This is a genomic window from Microcystis sp. M53602_WE12 (assembly GCF_030065455.1).
Classification (GTDB): domain Bacteria; phylum Cyanobacteriota; class Cyanobacteriia; order Cyanobacteriales; family Microcystaceae; genus Microcystis; species Microcystis aeruginosa.
Map to the genome: position 1 here is coordinate 1 of NZ_JASJFB010000501.1, position 16,656 is coordinate 16,656.

At 44.2% G+C, this 16,656-nt stretch carries 15 protein-coding genes; 2 read left to right on the forward strand and 13 right to left on the reverse strand.

The window, feature by feature from the left end:
• Positions 1–59: 59 nt before the first annotated feature.
• Positions 60–320 carry a sulfotransferase family protein gene (locus tag PX482_RS16520; protein ID WP_288122708.1) on the reverse strand — a complete coding sequence of 87 codons (261 nt, stop codon included), beginning with the start codon at positions 318–320 and terminating at the stop codon, positions 60–62.
• A 348-nt stretch (positions 321–668) separates the two neighbouring features.
• Between PX482_RS16520 and PX482_RS16525 the strand changes: the two genes are divergently transcribed.
• The gene (locus tag PX482_RS16525) at positions 669–1,148 is read left to right on the forward strand and encodes a hypothetical protein (RefSeq protein ID WP_002761515.1); all 480 of its coding nucleotides are present in this window, start codon (positions 669–671) and stop codon (positions 1,146–1,148) included.
• A 127-nt stretch (positions 1,149–1,275) separates the two neighbouring features.
• Here PX482_RS16525 and PX482_RS16530 read toward each other — a convergent pair whose 3' ends face one another.
• From PX482_RS16530 to PX482_RS16575, 10 genes are all read right to left on the reverse strand, one after another.
• On the reverse strand, positions 1,276–1,848 hold the full coding sequence (locus PX482_RS16530; RefSeq protein WP_002761517.1) for a ribonuclease HII: 573 nt from the start codon (positions 1,846–1,848) through the stop codon (positions 1,276–1,278).
• Positions 1,845–4,004 (reverse strand): ribonuclease E, encoded by a 2,160-nt coding sequence (gene rne / locus PX482_RS16535; protein WP_288096330.1) that lies wholly within the window; start codon positions 4,002–4,004, stop codon positions 1,845–1,847. Before rne ends, PX482_RS16530 begins: the two co-directional genes overlap by 4 nt.
• A gap of 687 nt (positions 4,005–4,691) precedes the next feature.
• The gene (locus PX482_RS16540; protein ID WP_002783432.1) at positions 4,692–4,835 is read right to left on the reverse strand and encodes a hypothetical protein; all 144 of its coding nucleotides are present in this window, start codon (positions 4,833–4,835) and stop codon (positions 4,692–4,694) included.
• 59 nt (positions 4,836–4,894) lie between these two features.
• Positions 4,895–5,650: a DUF2232 domain-containing protein gene (locus tag PX482_RS16545; protein ID WP_288024662.1), complete on the reverse strand. Its 756-nt coding sequence runs from the start codon at positions 5,648–5,650 to the stop codon at positions 4,895–4,897.
• A gap of 185 nt (positions 5,651–5,835) precedes the next feature.
• The gene (locus PX482_RS16550; RefSeq protein WP_288024664.1) at positions 5,836–6,540 is read right to left on the reverse strand and encodes a Uma2 family endonuclease; all 705 of its coding nucleotides are present in this window, start codon (positions 6,538–6,540) and stop codon (positions 5,836–5,838) included.
• An 82-nt stretch (positions 6,541–6,622) separates the two neighbouring features.
• A complete protein-coding gene (locus PX482_RS16555; RefSeq protein WP_002761524.1) occupies positions 6,623–7,918 on the reverse strand; it encodes a CO2 hydration protein in 1,296 nt (431 codons plus the stop codon).
• 274 nt (positions 7,919–8,192) lie between these two features.
• Positions 8,193–9,743, reverse strand: a complete 1,551-nt coding sequence (locus PX482_RS16560) for an NADH-quinone oxidoreductase subunit M (RefSeq protein WP_288094531.1) — start codon at positions 9,741–9,743, stop codon at positions 8,193–8,195.
• 78 nt (positions 9,744–9,821) lie between these two features.
• Positions 9,822–10,547, reverse strand: coding sequence for a carbonic anhydrase (locus PX482_RS16565; protein ID WP_002761528.1), 726 nt, complete (start codon positions 10,545–10,547; stop codon positions 9,822–9,824).
• Between the two features lie 80 nt (positions 10,548–10,627).
• Complete coding sequence (locus PX482_RS16570; RefSeq protein ID WP_002761529.1) at positions 10,628–12,481, reverse strand: NAD(P)H-quinone oxidoreductase subunit F; 1,854 nt, start codon at positions 12,479–12,481, stop codon at positions 10,628–10,630.
• A gap of 46 nt (positions 12,482–12,527) precedes the next feature.
• Positions 12,528–13,472 carry a LysR family transcriptional regulator gene (locus PX482_RS16575; RefSeq protein WP_002761530.1) on the reverse strand — a complete coding sequence of 315 codons (945 nt, stop codon included), beginning with the start codon at positions 13,470–13,472 and terminating at the stop codon, positions 12,528–12,530.
• A gap of 321 nt (positions 13,473–13,793) precedes the next feature.
• On the opposite strand from PX482_RS16575, the gene PX482_RS16580 reads away from it, so the two are divergent.
• Positions 13,794–14,462 (forward strand): Uma2 family endonuclease, encoded by a 669-nt coding sequence (locus PX482_RS16580; RefSeq protein WP_288024671.1) that lies wholly within the window; start codon positions 13,794–13,796, stop codon positions 14,460–14,462.
• Between the two features lie 295 nt (positions 14,463–14,757).
• Here the strand turns inward: PX482_RS16580 and grrM are convergent, their stop codons facing one another.
• Both grrM and PX482_RS16590 read right to left on the reverse strand, forming a co-directional pair.
• Entirely contained in the window at positions 14,758–15,918 is a 1,161-nt protein-coding gene (gene grrM / locus PX482_RS16585; protein WP_043999274.1) for a cyclophane-forming radical SAM/SPASM peptide maturase GrrM/OscB, read from the reverse strand.
• Positions 15,919–16,004: 86 nt separating this feature from the next.
• Positions 16,005–16,656 (reverse strand): MltA domain-containing protein (locus PX482_RS16590; protein ID WP_288122710.1); only part of this gene is annotated, 652 nt, incomplete at its 5' end.

The following is a 16,656-nucleotide window of genomic DNA, read 5'->3' on the forward strand; positions in this document are numbered from 1 at the left end:
ACTGCTTTAAAACACCCCAACGTATTCCAAACACTTCACGTATTCTACTCTAAGCCACGCTAGGTCGGGTCTCCAGTGTAAAAATTATTATATACTTCCTCTGACAGTTCTTTTTGCATATCTCTGGCTTTAGCGTGCCAAAGAGAGGATTCCCACATTTCATATAGGGGATTGATTTGCTCTCCTAACATTCTGGGAGGGCGATTAATTTTGAATTTTTCAGGTTGTTGTGCATAAGGTTCTAAGACTGCTTTAACGCTTGTCCCCGCAGCTTTTGTGACATGAAAAAAAATGAACTGATGACTGTAGGATATTAACATTAATCTTGCTGTGTGATAACAATAGCTCTGCCCGAGATTGGTAAGCGTATCAATTTTAGTATAAATTAAACTTGACAAAAGAGACAGTATCTAAACTGTCAGCTTGTCCATTCTGGCTGCCCTCTGGGAGATGCTCTAGGGGTTAACCCGAAAATGCACAGAAATGTCTATTTCCTTAAGAACTGAGGATTTTCTACAAGTTGTGTGAACAGTAAGACTGATGTAGAATGCTGCCAGGCATCTGAATACCCAGACGACCGCTATTGTACGCCTTTGCCTGACCATGGACTTTATATGACTGAAATCCCTAGCAACCAATCCAACTTAGTGATTTTAGGAGTCTCATCAATGACGGAAACTACCGCACCCGTCATTCCCCAGGATTTTCTCGGCATTAATCCCGCAGAAATCAACAAAAAACTTGTGTCTTGGGGAATTTCTCTGGATGAAGTCCTTCAAAAACTTGCCTCTCTTGGACTCCCCGGCATTATTTTCATTATTGCTGTTGCCGCATCCAGTAGCACTACCTATCCCATGATTTACGCACTTTTGGGGTTAGGCGGTCCGCTGGGGGTAATTGGCGGACTTGGGGTCTTAGGTATCTCTACTATTATTGGTGACATGGTTACGGGTTATGGCATTGAGGCAGTGCTGAAAGCGGTATATCTCCAACGTCGTGAAACAGAAACTCAAGAATATCTCATCAATGAGGTGAAAGGTTTGCCAATTTCTCCAGTTCTAAAACTTAACCTGAAAAAGGCTATTGAAGTAGAAATTGTCACCCAAGAACCCCTTGCTACCAAAAAAGTCGAAATTGTTGAAGAGTAGTTTTGACGGGGTTGCTGATTTGAGATATGAATCTTCTTTTCTGGGATTTTTAAAACCTAGATGCAAACTAACTTTTGCACGGGAACCTGCACAGTCGGCATTCATACCTTGATTCAGCAACGCCTTATCATTGACAGGGACTAAAAGAGCGCCGGTGCTGAGAAGTAAGTCCATAGTTGCCAATCGCTTCTAGGTGTTGAGCCGTGCCATAACCCTTGTGACGAGAGAGTCCATAATCGGGATAGCGTCTGTGCCAACGAGTAATTAAGTCATCGCGCCAGACTTTGGCCACGATACTAGCTGCCGCAATTACCGGGGATTGTTGATCTCCCTGAATTACCGCCTTTTGGGGGATTGACAAATCTTTAATAATGTGCTTGCCATCGATCAAGCAAAGATTGGGGGAAAGGGGTAATTTCCCGATCGCTCTGCTCATTGCCAGTAGGGAAGCATGAAAAATATTCAAGCGATCGATCTCTTTCACCGTAGCATAACCGATGCGACAAACAAAATCCCGTTGTATTTGCCGGCTCAACTTTTGCCGTTTTTGGGGGCTAAGTTGCTTACTATCCTTCACCCCCAACTCCCACAGCCGTGCAAAACCAGAGGGGACAGTGACCACTACCGCCGCCACCACGGGGCCAAATAAAGCCCCGCGCCCCACCTCATCGACACCGGCAATTAAGGGTTCTGCGCTCATGACTCATCGACAGTGGCGGAGGAACGACGACGACGACGACGCAGCACCGCGGTTTCAGCCTCTATTTGTGGCTCCTCCGTCACCTCGGCGCTCACCGGGGTCTCTAAAGGAATGACTTCGCCCAGAAAAACTGGAGTTTCGGTCGTAATCGGTTCGGGCGTAAAAGTCACTGGTGGACTAGCTTCTTGGTTGATTTCCTGACTAACTTCGCTAGTGGTGGAACGACGACGACGGCGCACCAAGGAACGATTTTCGGCTTCCTCGCCGGTTTCCGTCGCTTCTACCGGGGTGTCCTCGACTTCTAGGGTAGGAGTCAAGGATATTTCAGGAGTAACAGGCATTTCTGGGTTTTCCGCTTCTCTTTCCCCTGCCAGTTTCACGGAAACAATCACCGATTTCGGGTCTTTAAACTCCTTATCCACCAGAATCAGGGGAGAAATGCCCATTAAAGAATAAACTTCCTGTTCTACCGGGGTCATTTCCACGGAAACCCGCTCCCGTTCGCTGACGGGGATATTTTTGGCGGCGCTGGCATCTTCTCCCCGTTTCGAGAGACGGGCGGGGCGTTCTCGTTTTTCCTCAAAGCGTTGGGGTTCTGATTCCGGCTCGATTTCGTTGTTAACACCGTTAGTAGAGGCTTTTTCGCTCCGTTCCTCTTTTAGTAACAGTTCCGAGGGACGACGACGACGACGACGGCGAGAATTATTAACCTGTTCTTGATAGTTGGGATGGAAGGAAATATCCATCTCTTGAGCGTTTTCTTCGGCCTCAAATTCGGAGAAAACTTCTAGATAGGGTTCGGCCGCCGCAACGCTAGGAGCGCTCTTATCGGGCAGAACTTTTGTATTAGTTGAAGCAATGACAAGGGTTTCTTTTTCCGCACGGCTAACGGTGGGGTTTTCTAGGGCGATGGCGTTGCCTTCTCCTGGTAGATGGGCTAAATGACCTAGTCCGCCGCAATGGTCACAGGTTTTGCCGAATAATTCATAAATGTTTTTCCCCTGACGCTTACGAGTTAATTCCACTAACCCCAATTCCGATAATTGGGCAATCTGAGGCCGGGCCTTATCGCTTTTCAGGGCCTTATTAAACAATTCCAGCAGTTTCAACTGGTCGCGACGGGAATCCATATCGATGAAGTCCACCACCACCACACCGCCGATATTTCTCAAGCGCAGTTGTCGGGCGATTTCTGTGGCGGCCTCGCTATTAGTCCAGAGTACGGTTTCTCGGGCCGTGGCCGAACGGGTAAAGGAACCGGAGTTAACATCAATTACCGTTAAAGCTTCCGTCGGTTCGATGATAATGTAGCCGCCGGAGGGTAAATCAACCCGGGGTTTGAGGGCCTCGCGAATGGCGGCGTTAACCCGGAAATAGTCGAGAATTGGCTGGGTTTCCCGATGGGAGTCGATATAAACCCCTTCGAGAGCTTTGCCGCCGCCCCAGTTCGTCAATTGCTGTTTAACTCGTTTTACCGCCACCGGGTTATCCACAACAATGCGATTGACATCGGCACTGTACATATCCCGCAAAACCCTTTGAATAAAGTCATCATCGCGGTTAAGCAAGGCCGGGGCGCGGCTGCTGACGGCCATCTGTTGGATGCTCTCCCACTGTTTTTGCAGAAATTCCAAATCCTCGATAATCGCTTCTTCCGCTTTGCCTTCGGCCTCGGTGCGTACCAGCAAACCCATCCCCGCCGGTTTGACCAAAATCGCTAAAGCTCGTAAACGGGAGCGCTCGTCTTCACTGCGGATGCGACGGGAAAGATTCACCCCGCGACCATTGGGCATCAATACCAGATAACGACCAGGGAGAGTGACATTTCCCGTTAGTCGCGGTCCTTTATTGCCGGTGGGTTCCTTCATTACCTGTACCAGCACTTTTTGCTGGGGGGCCAGTAATTCCGTGATAGCACCGGCGGTTTTTTTCAGTCTTAAGGGGCCCAGGTCGGTGACATGGATAAAGCCATTGCGTTCCGCATCGCCAATATTGACGAAGGCTGCATCTATCCCGGGGATGACATTTTCTACTAATCCTAGATAGATGTCGGCCACCTGCTGATTACCTGTGGCTACAACTAATTCCTGAATTTGATCTTCCCAAAAAACAGCCGCTATATGGTGTTGTTCGGCTATGATTATTTGTTTTGGCATTCAATTTCCTCAATCTTTCGGTTTCAAAAGCGACGGACCATGGGCTATTTGTCTATGCTTTGAGGCTACTTCTGGAAATCTGGTCTTGTTAAGAAAGTTCTAAGAAGATGAGTCCGCATCGTTAAAGCCTCATCTTGATGTTCATCTGCCTCTCAGACGTGGGAACTGAGTCTTGGTTTCAGTTGTTAAGTCTGTTTGGCAACTGCCGGCTTGACCCACAATTAGGTAAGCACAGCCAGGAGACGAGATTTTCAATTAATCCCTGAGTCTTGCTCGATAACAGCATTTTTTATCCGTTTCCGCCAGTTCTGTCTATCAGAATCTAGGAAAAAAGGAGTTTTTGAGTTACTCCCCTCGGCAACAGGTTTCTGTGGAAGGGAAAATAGCGCACTTTTCGATTTTCCAAAAACCACGATTCTTTTAAGAAATGCTTTAATCGAGTCTTATAGACGACTATAACTCACTCGGTCACTCTCTGACAAGACGATGATCCCCTGACCAAGATAAATTTTTCGGGGCAAGAAAGGAGTCAGGAGCAATGATAGGCAATAAAATAGACCTAAAAAGCTATATAGCCGACTTTTAAGGCTAAAATTCCCTTTTTATCCCCTTTTGGCTTTCTTTAAGAATTAATCAACCCGCCAGTACCGCTAGAATTTTGACCAGATGACCAGATTGACGGTTTCCTTAATCCCTTAATTCCTGTTCCGGCAAGGCGATAACGTTCAAAATTCCCTGTAAATCGGCTTCTGACTCGATTTCTAGCAATTCTTGCAGGTAGGGACGATAACGGTATAGTCGATAACCTTTCCCCTCTAACCATCGGGCCACGGCTAAATTACTGCCTTGATTAGCGGCAATATTTTCGTAGAGAATAAAGCGCTAAATAATCACTCATAATCTAGTATGGACTGCACCCATTTGGGCGGACGAGAAATCGGATTACCGAGGCGATCGAGAACTAATAACGCCACTAAATGCACGGCAAATAAGTATAATAAACTATTGACAAATATGCCCACAACTGCTACCGATTGCACTTGCAGCAGCGTCGGTTTAGCGAGAATCCCTAACCAGGTGAAAATCCAATCGATAAAATTAGTCGCTTGGGTAATCACATATAACCAGAGATTTTCGCCTAAAAGAATTGAAAACAGCCAAAAACGAAAGAATAAACCAAAAGCCCCCAACAGTCCCCCGGTCAAGATAGAAAATTCCCAGCGCGCACCCCGGCGCCAGCATAGCCCCAATTGTAACCCCATCAGGCCGTGGGGAATCAAAAAGACAATACTGCGAGTCGGTCCCATTAACACCGACAAAAGTAAACTGGAAACTAATGCTGTCATCCAAGCACAACGAGCGCCCCAACGTAAATAGGCTAAAGCGATAGGAATCGGGAAGAAAACCCTTAATAAAGGTCCGAGGGGAAAATAATAGTCAATTAACCAGATTAAACTGGTAGCACTGGCCAAAAAAGCCGTCTCCACCGTGATCAGGGTAGCGATAGACTTGAGAGGAGATGGTTGGATAGGTTTGGCAGTGGGTTTATCTAGGGGTTTCCCTTCTTCCCCCAGATCTACCCAATTGGTTTCATCTATTGTCTCTTCTGAGGATTGAGCGGGAGAATTAGCGTTAGAATCATTCATTCTATCAGTTATCCGGTGGTCGGGACGGGTTGGCAAGCTATTCTTAGCTTAGACTTGTGACTCCCAGTCAGGCAAGAGGCAAAAAATACTAAGCTGTTGACTATCTAAATGGGAGAGGAGAGTGAGGTGTTAGGGGTAGGGAAATTTACGGAAAATATTCCTATTTTCACTGAAAAAAAACGGCTCTAAATACCTTCTAAATCGGCTCCTAACTCGCGTAAGAGAGATTTTAATTGTTCTATTTGTTGTAAAGCTAAAACCTTCTCTTGACGTTCCTGTTTAGCCACTTCTGCGGGGGTAGGAATTAATTCACCCTCCCTATTGAAATAGCGTAATTGTTGTTGATAAATACCCAGAAATAAGCCTAATAGATCGCTCCATAGCCAACCCCTGTCCGTCGGTTCAATTGCTTGATATTGCCCTTCCATTAGCCGAAATCCTTGTAATTCTAAGGTTTCAGGATCGAACCAAAAATAATCGGGAGTGCGAAAAATATCTTGATAAATTTGTTTTTTCTCGCCGCGATCTATTTTGGCGGTACTAGGAGACAGAATTTCCACGATAACATCGGGATATTTGCCCCCTTCTCCCCAAACTACCCAACTTTTTCGATCTAAGCGTCTTTCTGTTCCCAAAACGACAAAAAAATCTGGTCCGCGAAAATACTCAGATTTTTTCTGATTAGGACTATAATAAATGGTCAAATTAGCGGCGGCAAAATAATCATTACGCTCTTGCCATAACCATTCTAAACACTGAAGTAAAATCAGAATTTGTTGTAAATGAGCGTAGCTTTCCAAGGAGGGTTCCTCACTCCAGATATCCCTGGGGGGAAATTTTACCTCATCCGCACAAAACTCGTTATTGTCGATGATGGGAAAAGTGGTCATCTTTTTTGAGGTTGGGTGTCGGTCATCTCATTATATCAAAAAAGGTGGGCGATAAACCCACCAGAAAAATAATCAAAAAACCTCAACGATAATTAGGACTTTGGATATCTCTAAGACGCGCTTCGGGGCGTTTAAATCTGTCCATTTGTGCCTCAAAGAATTGACGATTTTTAAGTAAATGTTTGGGATTAGGATCGTCGAGGGGATAAAGTAAAGCAGTGCGTAGAGCTTGAATAACTGCTGAAGTAACATTATACATCGAGCGCTGGAAACTAATACCCAATTGAATCAAAATATCATCTTCCCCCCGGCAGTTTTGCTGATAGTAATCAATTAGATATTGGGGTAAAAAATGATACATATCATCCATTAACAACGTGGGAGGAATTCCCGCAGTACCCACGGGGAAAACATCCGCATAAAGAATGCCATAGTGAAAGTCTTTTTGTTCGTCAGGAACCTGTTTTGCTTGGGCATTATAAGACTTTGTACCCCGGAAGGGAGCAGTACGATAAAAGACCGCTTCCACATAGGGTAAAGCCGCTTCATAAAGCCAAGTAAAAGCCTTTGATTTGGGGATAATTTCGTAGCATTGACCATCAATATAAACGTGATGATAAATCGGCCGGCCAGCGATGGCAAAAATACCATTAACGAGGAAATTCATAGCATCGGGAACACCTTTAAACCCGCCTTCATCGTAGATATCAGACATCTCGAAAAATACCGGGGCCATCACTTCCCAGAATAGTCCTAAATTAGAGTAGTAGGACATCATCCGCACCTGTTCCAAAAACATATCGGGGAACAGGTCATAAAGTTTCATCATCACGGGGTTTTTCTTGAAATAGGCCTTAATAGCGCGGTCGGCATTTTGGCGATATTCTTCTGAATCAAGATAGGCATCAAATAAACCCCAACCCATATCGCGGCCATGCCATAACATGGCTTGCATACAAGCTTCGGCAAATTCCATATTAACGCGGTCATGCCAGAGGTGATGGATTAATCTGGGCATTTTTCGGGTTTTACCTTTATCCATGAATTCTAACAATTCAGGGTGAGCGGAACCCGTACCGCGCCAGATGCGTAAATCGGCATTATCGCCAGCGTAATGATTTTGTAGGTCTAGGTATTCTTGGGGTAGAAAATATTTAAAAAAGGGCAAAGGATCGAGGAAAACTCGTTCGGCAATATAGAGCAGATCTCGCCAATAAAAATCCATCGGCACGGCATAAGCTTTATAAATGCCGATAATTTGCATCAGGTTTTCGGGAGTATCCGGCAACATGGAACCACCCGCTTCTAAACGATGGATAATGTCGGCGAATTCGTGAGTAGAAGGGGGAATTTTGGCTTTGATTAATGTCCCAGTCATAGTTTTAGGTAAAGTAATTAGCAGCGGTTACAATAATTCGGAAACAGCAAGGGATAACTAACTAGGGTCTGCTGAAAAAGTTTTTCGTGGGGGCAGGGTGTGGGGTGTGGGGTGTGGGGTGTAGGGTTTTACCCATTTTCAGACGGTCAATTACCTAATTTTCAGGAAAAAAGTCCCGGAATTTTCGCCCCGATCACTCTCGGCTGGCACTTTTTGAGGTCAAAAAAGTCTAAAAGTCTTATCCAACAAGGTTTTTAGATTTATTAAGCCAACCCTAACTATTACTCAAAAATTTACCCCGATTCAACCAGTTGGTTTTTGAGGACTTTTGCGAAGATTTTTTGAGGACAAAACTAGGTTTTGCTTCCCCCGATAAGCTGGCAACCATCGAGTTAGTGGTGGGTTCAATCCAACGGACTAAATAATTGGGTTGAATACCTAAAAAGACGATTAATACCATTAGGACAAAAGCGGGTATAGTTTCCGATTTCAAGACTTTGGGATAGTAGGCAAGTTTATTATCCAATTTACCAAAACAGGTGCGATTAAGCAGGATAACAAAGTAAACCGCCGTTAAACCGGAAGCGATGATACAGAGAACCGTCTGCACGGGAAAACGGGAGAAACTACCCTGAAAAACGATAAATTCCGCCACAAATCCCACTAATCCGGGAATCCCGGCGCTGGCCATACCGGCGAGAATTAATAGGGCGCTAACCAAGGGTAAACCGCGAATTGGGTTCATTAAACCGTTTAAAACGTCTAAATCTCTAGTTCCGGCTTTGCGTTCGACGATGCCCACCAGATAGAATAAGAGGGCGAGAATAAGACCGTGGCTAATCATTTGCGCGACGGCACCAAGGACGCTTAAACCCGTGCCGGCGGCGGCTGCTACCAGTATATAGCCCATGTGACCGATCGAACTGTAGGCCACCATGCGTTTAATGTCTTTTTGGGCAATAGCGCTCAAAGCACCGTAAATAACGCTAATAACGCCGACAATTGCCAGTCCGGGGGCGATTAAAGACCAAGTTTCTGGGAATAATTGCAGACCAAAGCGAACTAAGCCATAAGTACCGAGTTTAGCGAGGATACCACCTAATAAAATTGCTGTAGCGGGGGAAGCTTCCGTGTAGGCATCCGGTAGCCAAGTATGGAGAGGTACGAGGGGAATTTTGATGCCAAATCCCACTAACAGCAGAGTTAAGAGTAGTAACTGGGTTTTTTGGGAGAAATCGGCGGTCGAGAGGGAGGAATAGTCAAAAGTACCACCGTTGAGGAAACCTATGCCTAAAAATGCCGCTAGGACTAATAACCCAGAGACAGCAGTGTAGAGAAGGAATTTAATCGAAGCATAGCCACGTTTTTCGCCTCCCCAGATAGCAATCATCAGATAAAAGGGGATTAATTCTAGTTCATAGAAAACGATGAACAGCAGCAGGTTTTTGGCCATTAATGCCCCAGAAACCCCGGCGTTAATCAGGAGGATTAGGATGTAATAAAGTCGGGGACGCTCTACTTTTTCTTCGGTACTATAGATAGCTATTCCTGTCAAGAAACAGTTTAAAATAATTAACAGTAAGGACAAACCATCGACTCCGAGGTTATAACTTAAACCGATTGGTTTTGCCCATTCGCGGTATTCAGAAAATTGAAAGCCATTACTGGTTAAGTTATATTGGGTCAGCAGATATAAAGACCAAAAGAGGACGGCGGCAACAAAAAAGAGGGTAATTTGACGTAATTTTGCTGGGGCAAATTTATCGGGGAAAAGACCGACGATAATTGCTCCAATTATTGGCAACCAAAGCAGGGTACTGAGCATATTGGTATCGATCGAATTTATAATGACTGGGATGAGAAAAGGATTAGCCAAACGACACGATGGCTAATCTAGAATTGACTAAATTAAACTCACTTTGCCGGTATCGAGATCGTAGTAGGCTCCAACAATTTTTAATTGTTTTTTATCTACTAAATCACCCATGACCGGGGATTTGCCCAATTTCTCTACTTGATAGATAACATTGGATTTAATCGCTCGCTCAAGTTTGTTGGAACCGGGTTGTCTTTCGGCCCGATCAACTCCCACCTGTAGGCCATCGATTAAACGACCGATTTGTCCAGGGAAACGACCCCCTTCAATGGTGGCTTTTACCGCTCCACAACGAGAATGGCCAAGGACAACAATTACCTTGGCTCCTAACACCAACGTGCCGAATTCGAGGCTACCAATTTCTTCGGAAGTGGCTAAATTTCCCGCTACCCGACAAACAAATAGATCTCCTAATCCTTGATCAAAAACAATTTCTGCCGGCACGCGAGAATCGGCACAGCCCAAAATTGCCGCAAAAGGGGCTTGACTTTCGGCCACTTCTGTGAGTCGAGCTTGATCGCGGTTAGGACTTTTTTTTCTTCGTTCCCAGAAACGTTGATTGCCTTCCATGAGCATAGTTAAGGCCTGGTCTGGGTTCAATCCTTGATTTTGAGCCGTTAGCCATGGCTGGGAATTAACGGCGGTTTGGGCGTTACTTTTGGACAACTGAGAACCCACAACAGAGGCGGCTAGACTGGTTCCCAAAAAACCACCCCCATAACGGATTAATTGGCGACGAGAGGTATTGAACATAGGTAATTGTTTCCATTAATCAGGACAAATCCTATTGTCAGGGCCGGGGATGCTAAAGAAAAGCCTAAGTTATCAAATCTTTAACTGAAAACTAGAGAAATTTGTGCTAGTAGGGGCCAGCAGATGATAATACCGATCAAAGCGACCCCCAAAATAATCGACAGAAAGTAAAATTGGGTTTGGCCCGAGACGTTATATTTCAAACTCTGACCACCAAAAACCGTGGCTAATCCCACCAGGTTAACGATGCCATCCACCAGAAAGGTATCGATCCAGTTAATAATTTGCGAGATTAATCCGACGACAAAAACGATGGTAACTTTATACAATTGGGCTGTATAAAGGTCGTTGGCAAAGAAATCTTGAAGGGCTTTCGGTTGAAAAACGATCGGTTTGGAGATATTTTCATTCAGGTAAATATAGGCTGCCGGAATTACGCCAGCAGCACTGGAAAGTACCAAGAGAAAAGCCACTCCCAGATTTAAGTCACTTGGTAATAAATGCCATTGCGCCAATAAAATCGGCAGATGAAGGGCGAAACCCATGGTCACAGTCATGGGGATAACTAAGGGCCAAAGAGCTTCCGGAGAGCGCAGGGTCATTGGTTTGATTTTACCGCCAAAGAAAACGCAAAATTCTCTAGTGACACTAAAGGCAGTTAAAGCATTGACCAACAATAGCACTAATAACAGTAAACCACTGATTTCTGCGAGGCGATCGCCCATGCGGGCCAATGACCAAAAACCACCAAAGGGAGGCAGTGCGACTAAACTAGCGGCACCGACGAGATAACAAATACCGGAAACGGGACGACGGGACCATAAACCGCCGTATTGGCTTAAATCTTGGCTGATATTATTCCAAATGATGTTACCCACCACCATGACTAACAGGGACATAGCGATCGCATAAGTAAAGAGTAACACTAAAGCGGTTTCCGTTTGTCCGGTGGCCACAGCGATAAAAATCAGCCCCATGTAGGCGCTGACGGAATAGGAGAGGGAGCGCTTGACATCGATCTGGGCGATCGCAATTAACCCCGCACCGATGGCAGTAACAGAGCCAACAATGATCATTACTTGCAAGGTTAAGGGCGATAATTGTAGCACCGGCTCTAATTTCACCAATAACCAAGCGCCAGTGGAAACAACGACGGTATTCCGCAGAATTGTCGCTGGCATCGGTCCCTCCATGGCCTCATCTAGCCATAAATGCAGGGGAAATTGAGCGCATTTGCCCATCGGACCTGCAATCAGGGCTAAACAGAGTAAATTAGCCACATTGGGGTTTAAATCGGCTGTAGCCGCCCATTCTGCCAATTGGTCAAAGTTCCAGGTTCCCGCCAGGGGTAAAAGGGCCACCACTCCCATCAAGAGGATTAAATCGCCAATCCGTTTGGTTAGAAAAGCATCCCGCGCCCCCGTTACCACCAGAGATTGATTGAACCAGAAACCAATTAGCAGATAAGTGCCGAGGGTGAGAACTTCTAGCACACAATAGCTGAAAAATAGCGAATTACAGATAACGAGGGCGCACATACCCCCTTCAAAGAGGGCGACGAGAGAATAAAACCTTGCCCAACCCCAATCCATTTCTAGATAGGCGATCGCATATACCTGGGCGGCGAGGTTTAAGCCAGTAATTAGCAGTAAAGCCCCGATATTAACGACCGAAATCTGCACATCTAAAGATATGCTTAAATCTGCGGCATTTAGCCAATTAAATGCTATAGATTGGGGCGGACGACCCCAAACGGCGATTAAAGCAAAAAGGCTATGCAAAAAAGCCCAGCAGGTCATGATCAAGTTCAGATAACCGGCCGGTCGCGGGCCGGTTTGCCGGATAATACCGGGAGACCAGGGTAGAGCGAGAAGTGCGCCCGCAAAGGCGTAAAGAGGTACCAACCAGATAGTCTGGCTGAAGGACTCGAACATATAAACACCTCAAGAAGAAAAATGATCCTGAATTAAAGTTTAAGGTTTAATGGCTCACTAATAAGCTGTCACCATTTTTTAACGAGGCATTAATCGGGATAGTTTGACTAGCTTCCAGCAGGTATTTTAAAAAAGCATCGGCAATCACGGAAAGTTGTTTTCCGGCCAGATAACAAACGTACCAATTGCGCTGAATTGGAAACTGTTCCACGTCGAGGATGGCTAATTCGCCGTTTTCCCCTTCCGAGATGAGAGTGTGCTTAGATAGTACCGATAGCCCCAAACCACCAGAAATAGCCTGTTTAATGGCTTCGTTACTGCCTAATTCCAAGCGCACCTTAACTTTAATATCGTGGAGATTAAATAATTTTTGTACCGCTTGACGGGTTCCAGATCCCGATTCGCGCATAATAAAAGGTTGCTGGTTGAGGGATTCAAGGGGGAGATTTTTCTTACCCACCAATGGATGATCCCGTCGCGCCACCACCACTAGGGGATTCTCGAGGAAAGACTGAGAACAAAGTTCCACTTCTTCCGGCGGTTGACTGAGAATATAGAGGTCATCCTCGTTGTTTAACATTCGCTCTTGCAGTTTCTGATGATTAGTCACTTGCAGGGCGATGTCAATACCGGGATACTGTTGACAGAATGCCCCCAGTAATCGCGGTACAAAGTATTTAGCGGTAGTAATTACGCCTAAAGTCAGCTTTCCCTGTCTAGTTCCCTTAATATCGGCCACTTTCATTTGAAAGTTGTCCAATTTATTAAAAATCTCTTGACAGGTGAACAGTAATTCCTGACCCGCTTCGGTTAAAAATAAACGTTTGCCAATTTGCTCGAATAGCGGTAAACCCACAGCTTTTGTGAGTTGTTTGACTTGGGTTGAGACGGTAGGTTGAGTGATAAATAACTCCTCGGCCGCCTTGGTAAAGCTACTGTGTCGAGCGGTAGCCTCAAAAACCCTTAACTGGTGCAGGGTTGCCTGTATCAAGTTCTTATCCCCTTCTCAATAACAACTATTTGTCACCATCAATCCTAACGTTTTTATAGATTCTAGTCAATTAATTTTTTGATAAATATAGACTTTAATAGATATAACCGCCGCTTAAGACCTTTTGTCAGCCATCAGCTTTTTTCTCCCTCCTCCCCTCCTCCCCACTCCCCCACTCCCCCATTACCCCATCTCCCCCATTACCCCATCTCCCCAATTCATAATTCATAATTCATAATTCATAATTAATAATTGATAATTCATAATTCATAATTATCTTGCTATAATCAGAAAACAACCATCTATTAAAAATAAAAGACAATGGTTAGTTATCTTGATATTGACGACGATCTTCTTTTCCCCGATAGCGATGGTCAACCGATGGCAGATAATACCGAACAATATGAGTGGATTGTCAAAATTAAGGAGAATTTAGAGATTATCTTTGCCGATGACCCTAAGGTGTTTATTGCCGGAGATTTACTCTGGTATCCTCTGCGTTCTACTTTGGTTTCACCGGTTGCTCCCGATGTGATGGTAGCTTTTGGTCGTCCCAAAGGACGGAGGGGTTCCTATCGTCAATGGCAGGAAGAAAATATCGCTCCTCAAGTGGTTTTTGAAATTCTATCACCGAAGAATACAAAAGCAGAGATGAGTCGAAAATTAGAGTTTTATGACACATATGGTGTAGAAGAATACTATTTATATAACCCGATGCGCTGTCGTTTACAAGGTTGGCAAAGACAGAGAGAAAATTTAAGAGAAATTATCCCCATCAATGACTGGATAAGTCCCCGTTTAGGTATGCGTTTTATCTGGAATAAATCTAGTTTAGAATTGTATCGTCCTGATGGAGAGAAATTTTTAACAACTGTTGAGTTAGAGTCTCAAATGCGTCAAGAAAAGAAACGTGCCGATAAAGAAAAGAAACGTGCGGATCGACTAGCGGAACGCTTACAGGCGTTAGGATTAAGTTTAGAAGAAGAATAATACCATTTTTCTTTATTCGTAGCAGGCATGACCATCTCTGTCGTTACTTTTGAAAAATAGCATTAGAGCAGGTTTTTTTCCTAGGTTATTAGTAAACAGTTATTAAGTTCACTTAAGTAGGTAGGCGTTAAAAGTTGTCAGATGCCCCCCTTATTAAGGGGGGATTAAAGGGGGGACTAAGGGGGGATCGGCACCCCCCTTATCAAGGGGGGCAGGGGGGATCGAACCTAAAATCCATTTTTAATTTAATTATAACCAGCTACTTATTACCGATAACTGATAGCTAAAAAAATATTTAAACTTCTAATAAATTTTCTAGGCGATCAAGAACTATATCGGTGATACACTTAATCCGGTATAAACAGGCTTTAGTATCTGTGGAGTTGAAAGTGCCATTTTCCCAATATTTGTTACTACCGGCACCACCCCCACAAACCCCAAAATAATCGCATTTTTGGCGACATAAATCGACTCCACCGCGCATATCAGCGTAAATTTGTTGAAATTTCTCGGTTTCACAGATAGATTCCAGAGAATCGGTCAAAACATTACCAAAGATAAAATCGCCGTAGGGTTGGGTTTTAATCGATAGTAATTCCGGATCAAAAGTGGAAAAATTACCTTGATTATCAAAATTGACAATCATAAAAGGTCGGTTCATATCGGTATTTTCTAAGCGTTCATCGGCATAAATCAAACTACAGATCGATTCAAATTCTCGCAGCTTAAATTCTCCTTGTTTGGCCGTGACTAACTCCCAAAATCTGGCAATAAACTGGCGATAACGTTGTTCAATACCTAATTTATCTAAGGAAGATTGCGAATGAATCCCCTCGGTTTCTTCCATATTAAAAGCCACATCAGTAAGACCATGATCCCAAAAAAAGTTAAAAATTTCGTCGGGATAGTCGAGAGAATCTTCTGTTAAAACAGCGATGATACTGACATCAATTTCATGTTTTTGCAAGAAAGAAATCCCCCGCATTGTAGCAGCATGACTGCCAGTTCCCTTGCGGTTTTGCCGGTGGATATCGTGAATAAAGGCCGGTCCATCAAGACTGACTCCCACATAAACATCATGCTTTTTAAATAATTGACACCAAGCATCGTTAATATAAGTGGCGTTAGTTTGTACTGAATGACGAAAACAGTAACCCTGCTGATTATATTTCTCGCTAACTTCCGCAATTTTGGCGAAAGCACTTTCATAAAAACTGATGGGAACTGCTAAGGGTTCGCCGGCGTGCCAGCAAATGGTAAAATCATCTTGGAGAAAACGACTACTAAAAACCCTCTGAAAAATCGGCTCGATTAAATCTAAGGATAAGGTATTTTTTAAGTGGCGATCGGGTAAATAACAATAATCACAATTGAGATTACAAAAAGAAGTCGGCTGCACGACTACTAAGGTAATTGGACCACAATCCGACCAATCTATATTTGTGTTTTTTTCCATCATTCTATTTTTAAAATTCTCCCTTAAAGTATGATAACCGATAACTGATTCTGGGAATTGTATCTTAATTCTACCTATACTATTTCCTATTCCCTCAATAATAAATAATATAATTGACCCGGAGTATTAATTAAACCGGCTCGCTTGCCAGCATTTTTTCCTGTTCCCATAAAAATATCTACCCTCCCAGTACCTTTAATCGCGCTGCCAGTATCTTGATCGAGAACATAGCGACTAACTAATTTTTTATTAAGATTTCCCTGGGGAATTTCTGTCTCAATTACTGCTAAAGCACCGGGGGGAAAAATACTTTTATCTGTAGCGATCGATCTTTCTGGTAAAACTGGAACTCCAATACTACCAGTGGCAGCTGCGCCGTGGGTTTCTCGAAAGAAAATAAACCGATTATTGCGGGGAATATAATTCTTTAATTGCTCAGGATTATTTCTGAGAAAATCTAAAACCATTGGTAAGGTTAAACCCTCAGCAGGAAAAATACCATCGGCAATCATTTCTTTTCCCAGACTGGTGTAGGGATGCTCGGTATTGCCATCAAAACCAATGCTCATAATTTGACCATTAGGTAAACGTAATTTCGCCGAACCTTGCACATGAACTAAATAAGCTTCTAAGCGATCTTTTAACCAGACTAATTCGTATCCCGCTAGACGGCTATTTTCCCCCAGTAAACCATCTTTTCCCTCTAATTCTACCCTAGCTGGATGGGGTTTAGACCAG

What these genes read in the sequence shown, in the direction of transcription:
- PX482_RS16555 (WP_002761524.1), bottom strand. Translation starts at nt 7,918, where the DNA reads ATGACTGGGACATTAATCAAAGCCAAAATTCCCCCTTCTACTCACGAA.
- PX482_RS16530 (WP_002761517.1), bottom strand. Translation starts at nt 1,848, where the DNA reads ATGAGCGCAGAACCCTTAATTGCCGGTGTCGATGAGGTGGGGCGCGGG.
- PX482_RS16525 (WP_002761515.1), top strand. Translation starts at nt 669, where the DNA reads ATGACGGAAACTACCGCACCCGTCATTCCCCAGGATTTTCTCGGCATT.
- PX482_RS16545 (WP_288024662.1), bottom strand. Translation starts at nt 5,650, where the DNA reads ATGAATGATTCTAACGCTAATTCTCCCGCTCAATCCTCAGAAGAGACA.
- rne (WP_288096330.1), bottom strand. Translation starts at nt 4,004, where the DNA reads ATGCCAAAACAAATAATCATAGCCGAACAACACCATATAGCGGCTGTT.
- PX482_RS16580 (WP_288024671.1), top strand. Translation starts at nt 13,794, where the DNA reads ATGGTTAGTTATCTTGATATTGACGACGATCTTCTTTTCCCCGATAGC.
- PX482_RS16560 (WP_288094531.1), bottom strand. Translation starts at nt 9,743, where the DNA reads ATGCTCAGTACCCTGCTTTGGTTGCCAATAATTGGAGCAATTATCGTC.
- PX482_RS16520 (WP_288122708.1), bottom strand. Translation starts at nt 320, where the DNA reads ATGTTAATATCCTACAGTCATCAGTTCATTTTTTTTCATGTCACAAAA.
- grrM (WP_043999274.1), bottom strand. Translation starts at nt 15,918, where the DNA reads ATGGAAAAAAACACAAATATAGATTGGTCGGATTGTGGTCCAATTACC.
- PX482_RS16550 (WP_288024664.1), bottom strand. Translation starts at nt 6,540, where the DNA reads ATGACCACTTTTCCCATCATCGACAATAACGAGTTTTGTGCGGATGAG.
- PX482_RS16565 (WP_002761528.1), bottom strand. Translation starts at nt 10,547, where the DNA reads ATGTTCAATACCTCTCGTCGCCAATTAATCCGTTATGGGGGTGGTTTT.
- PX482_RS16570 (WP_002761529.1), bottom strand. Translation starts at nt 12,481, where the DNA reads ATGTTCGAGTCCTTCAGCCAGACTATCTGGTTGGTACCTCTTTACGCC.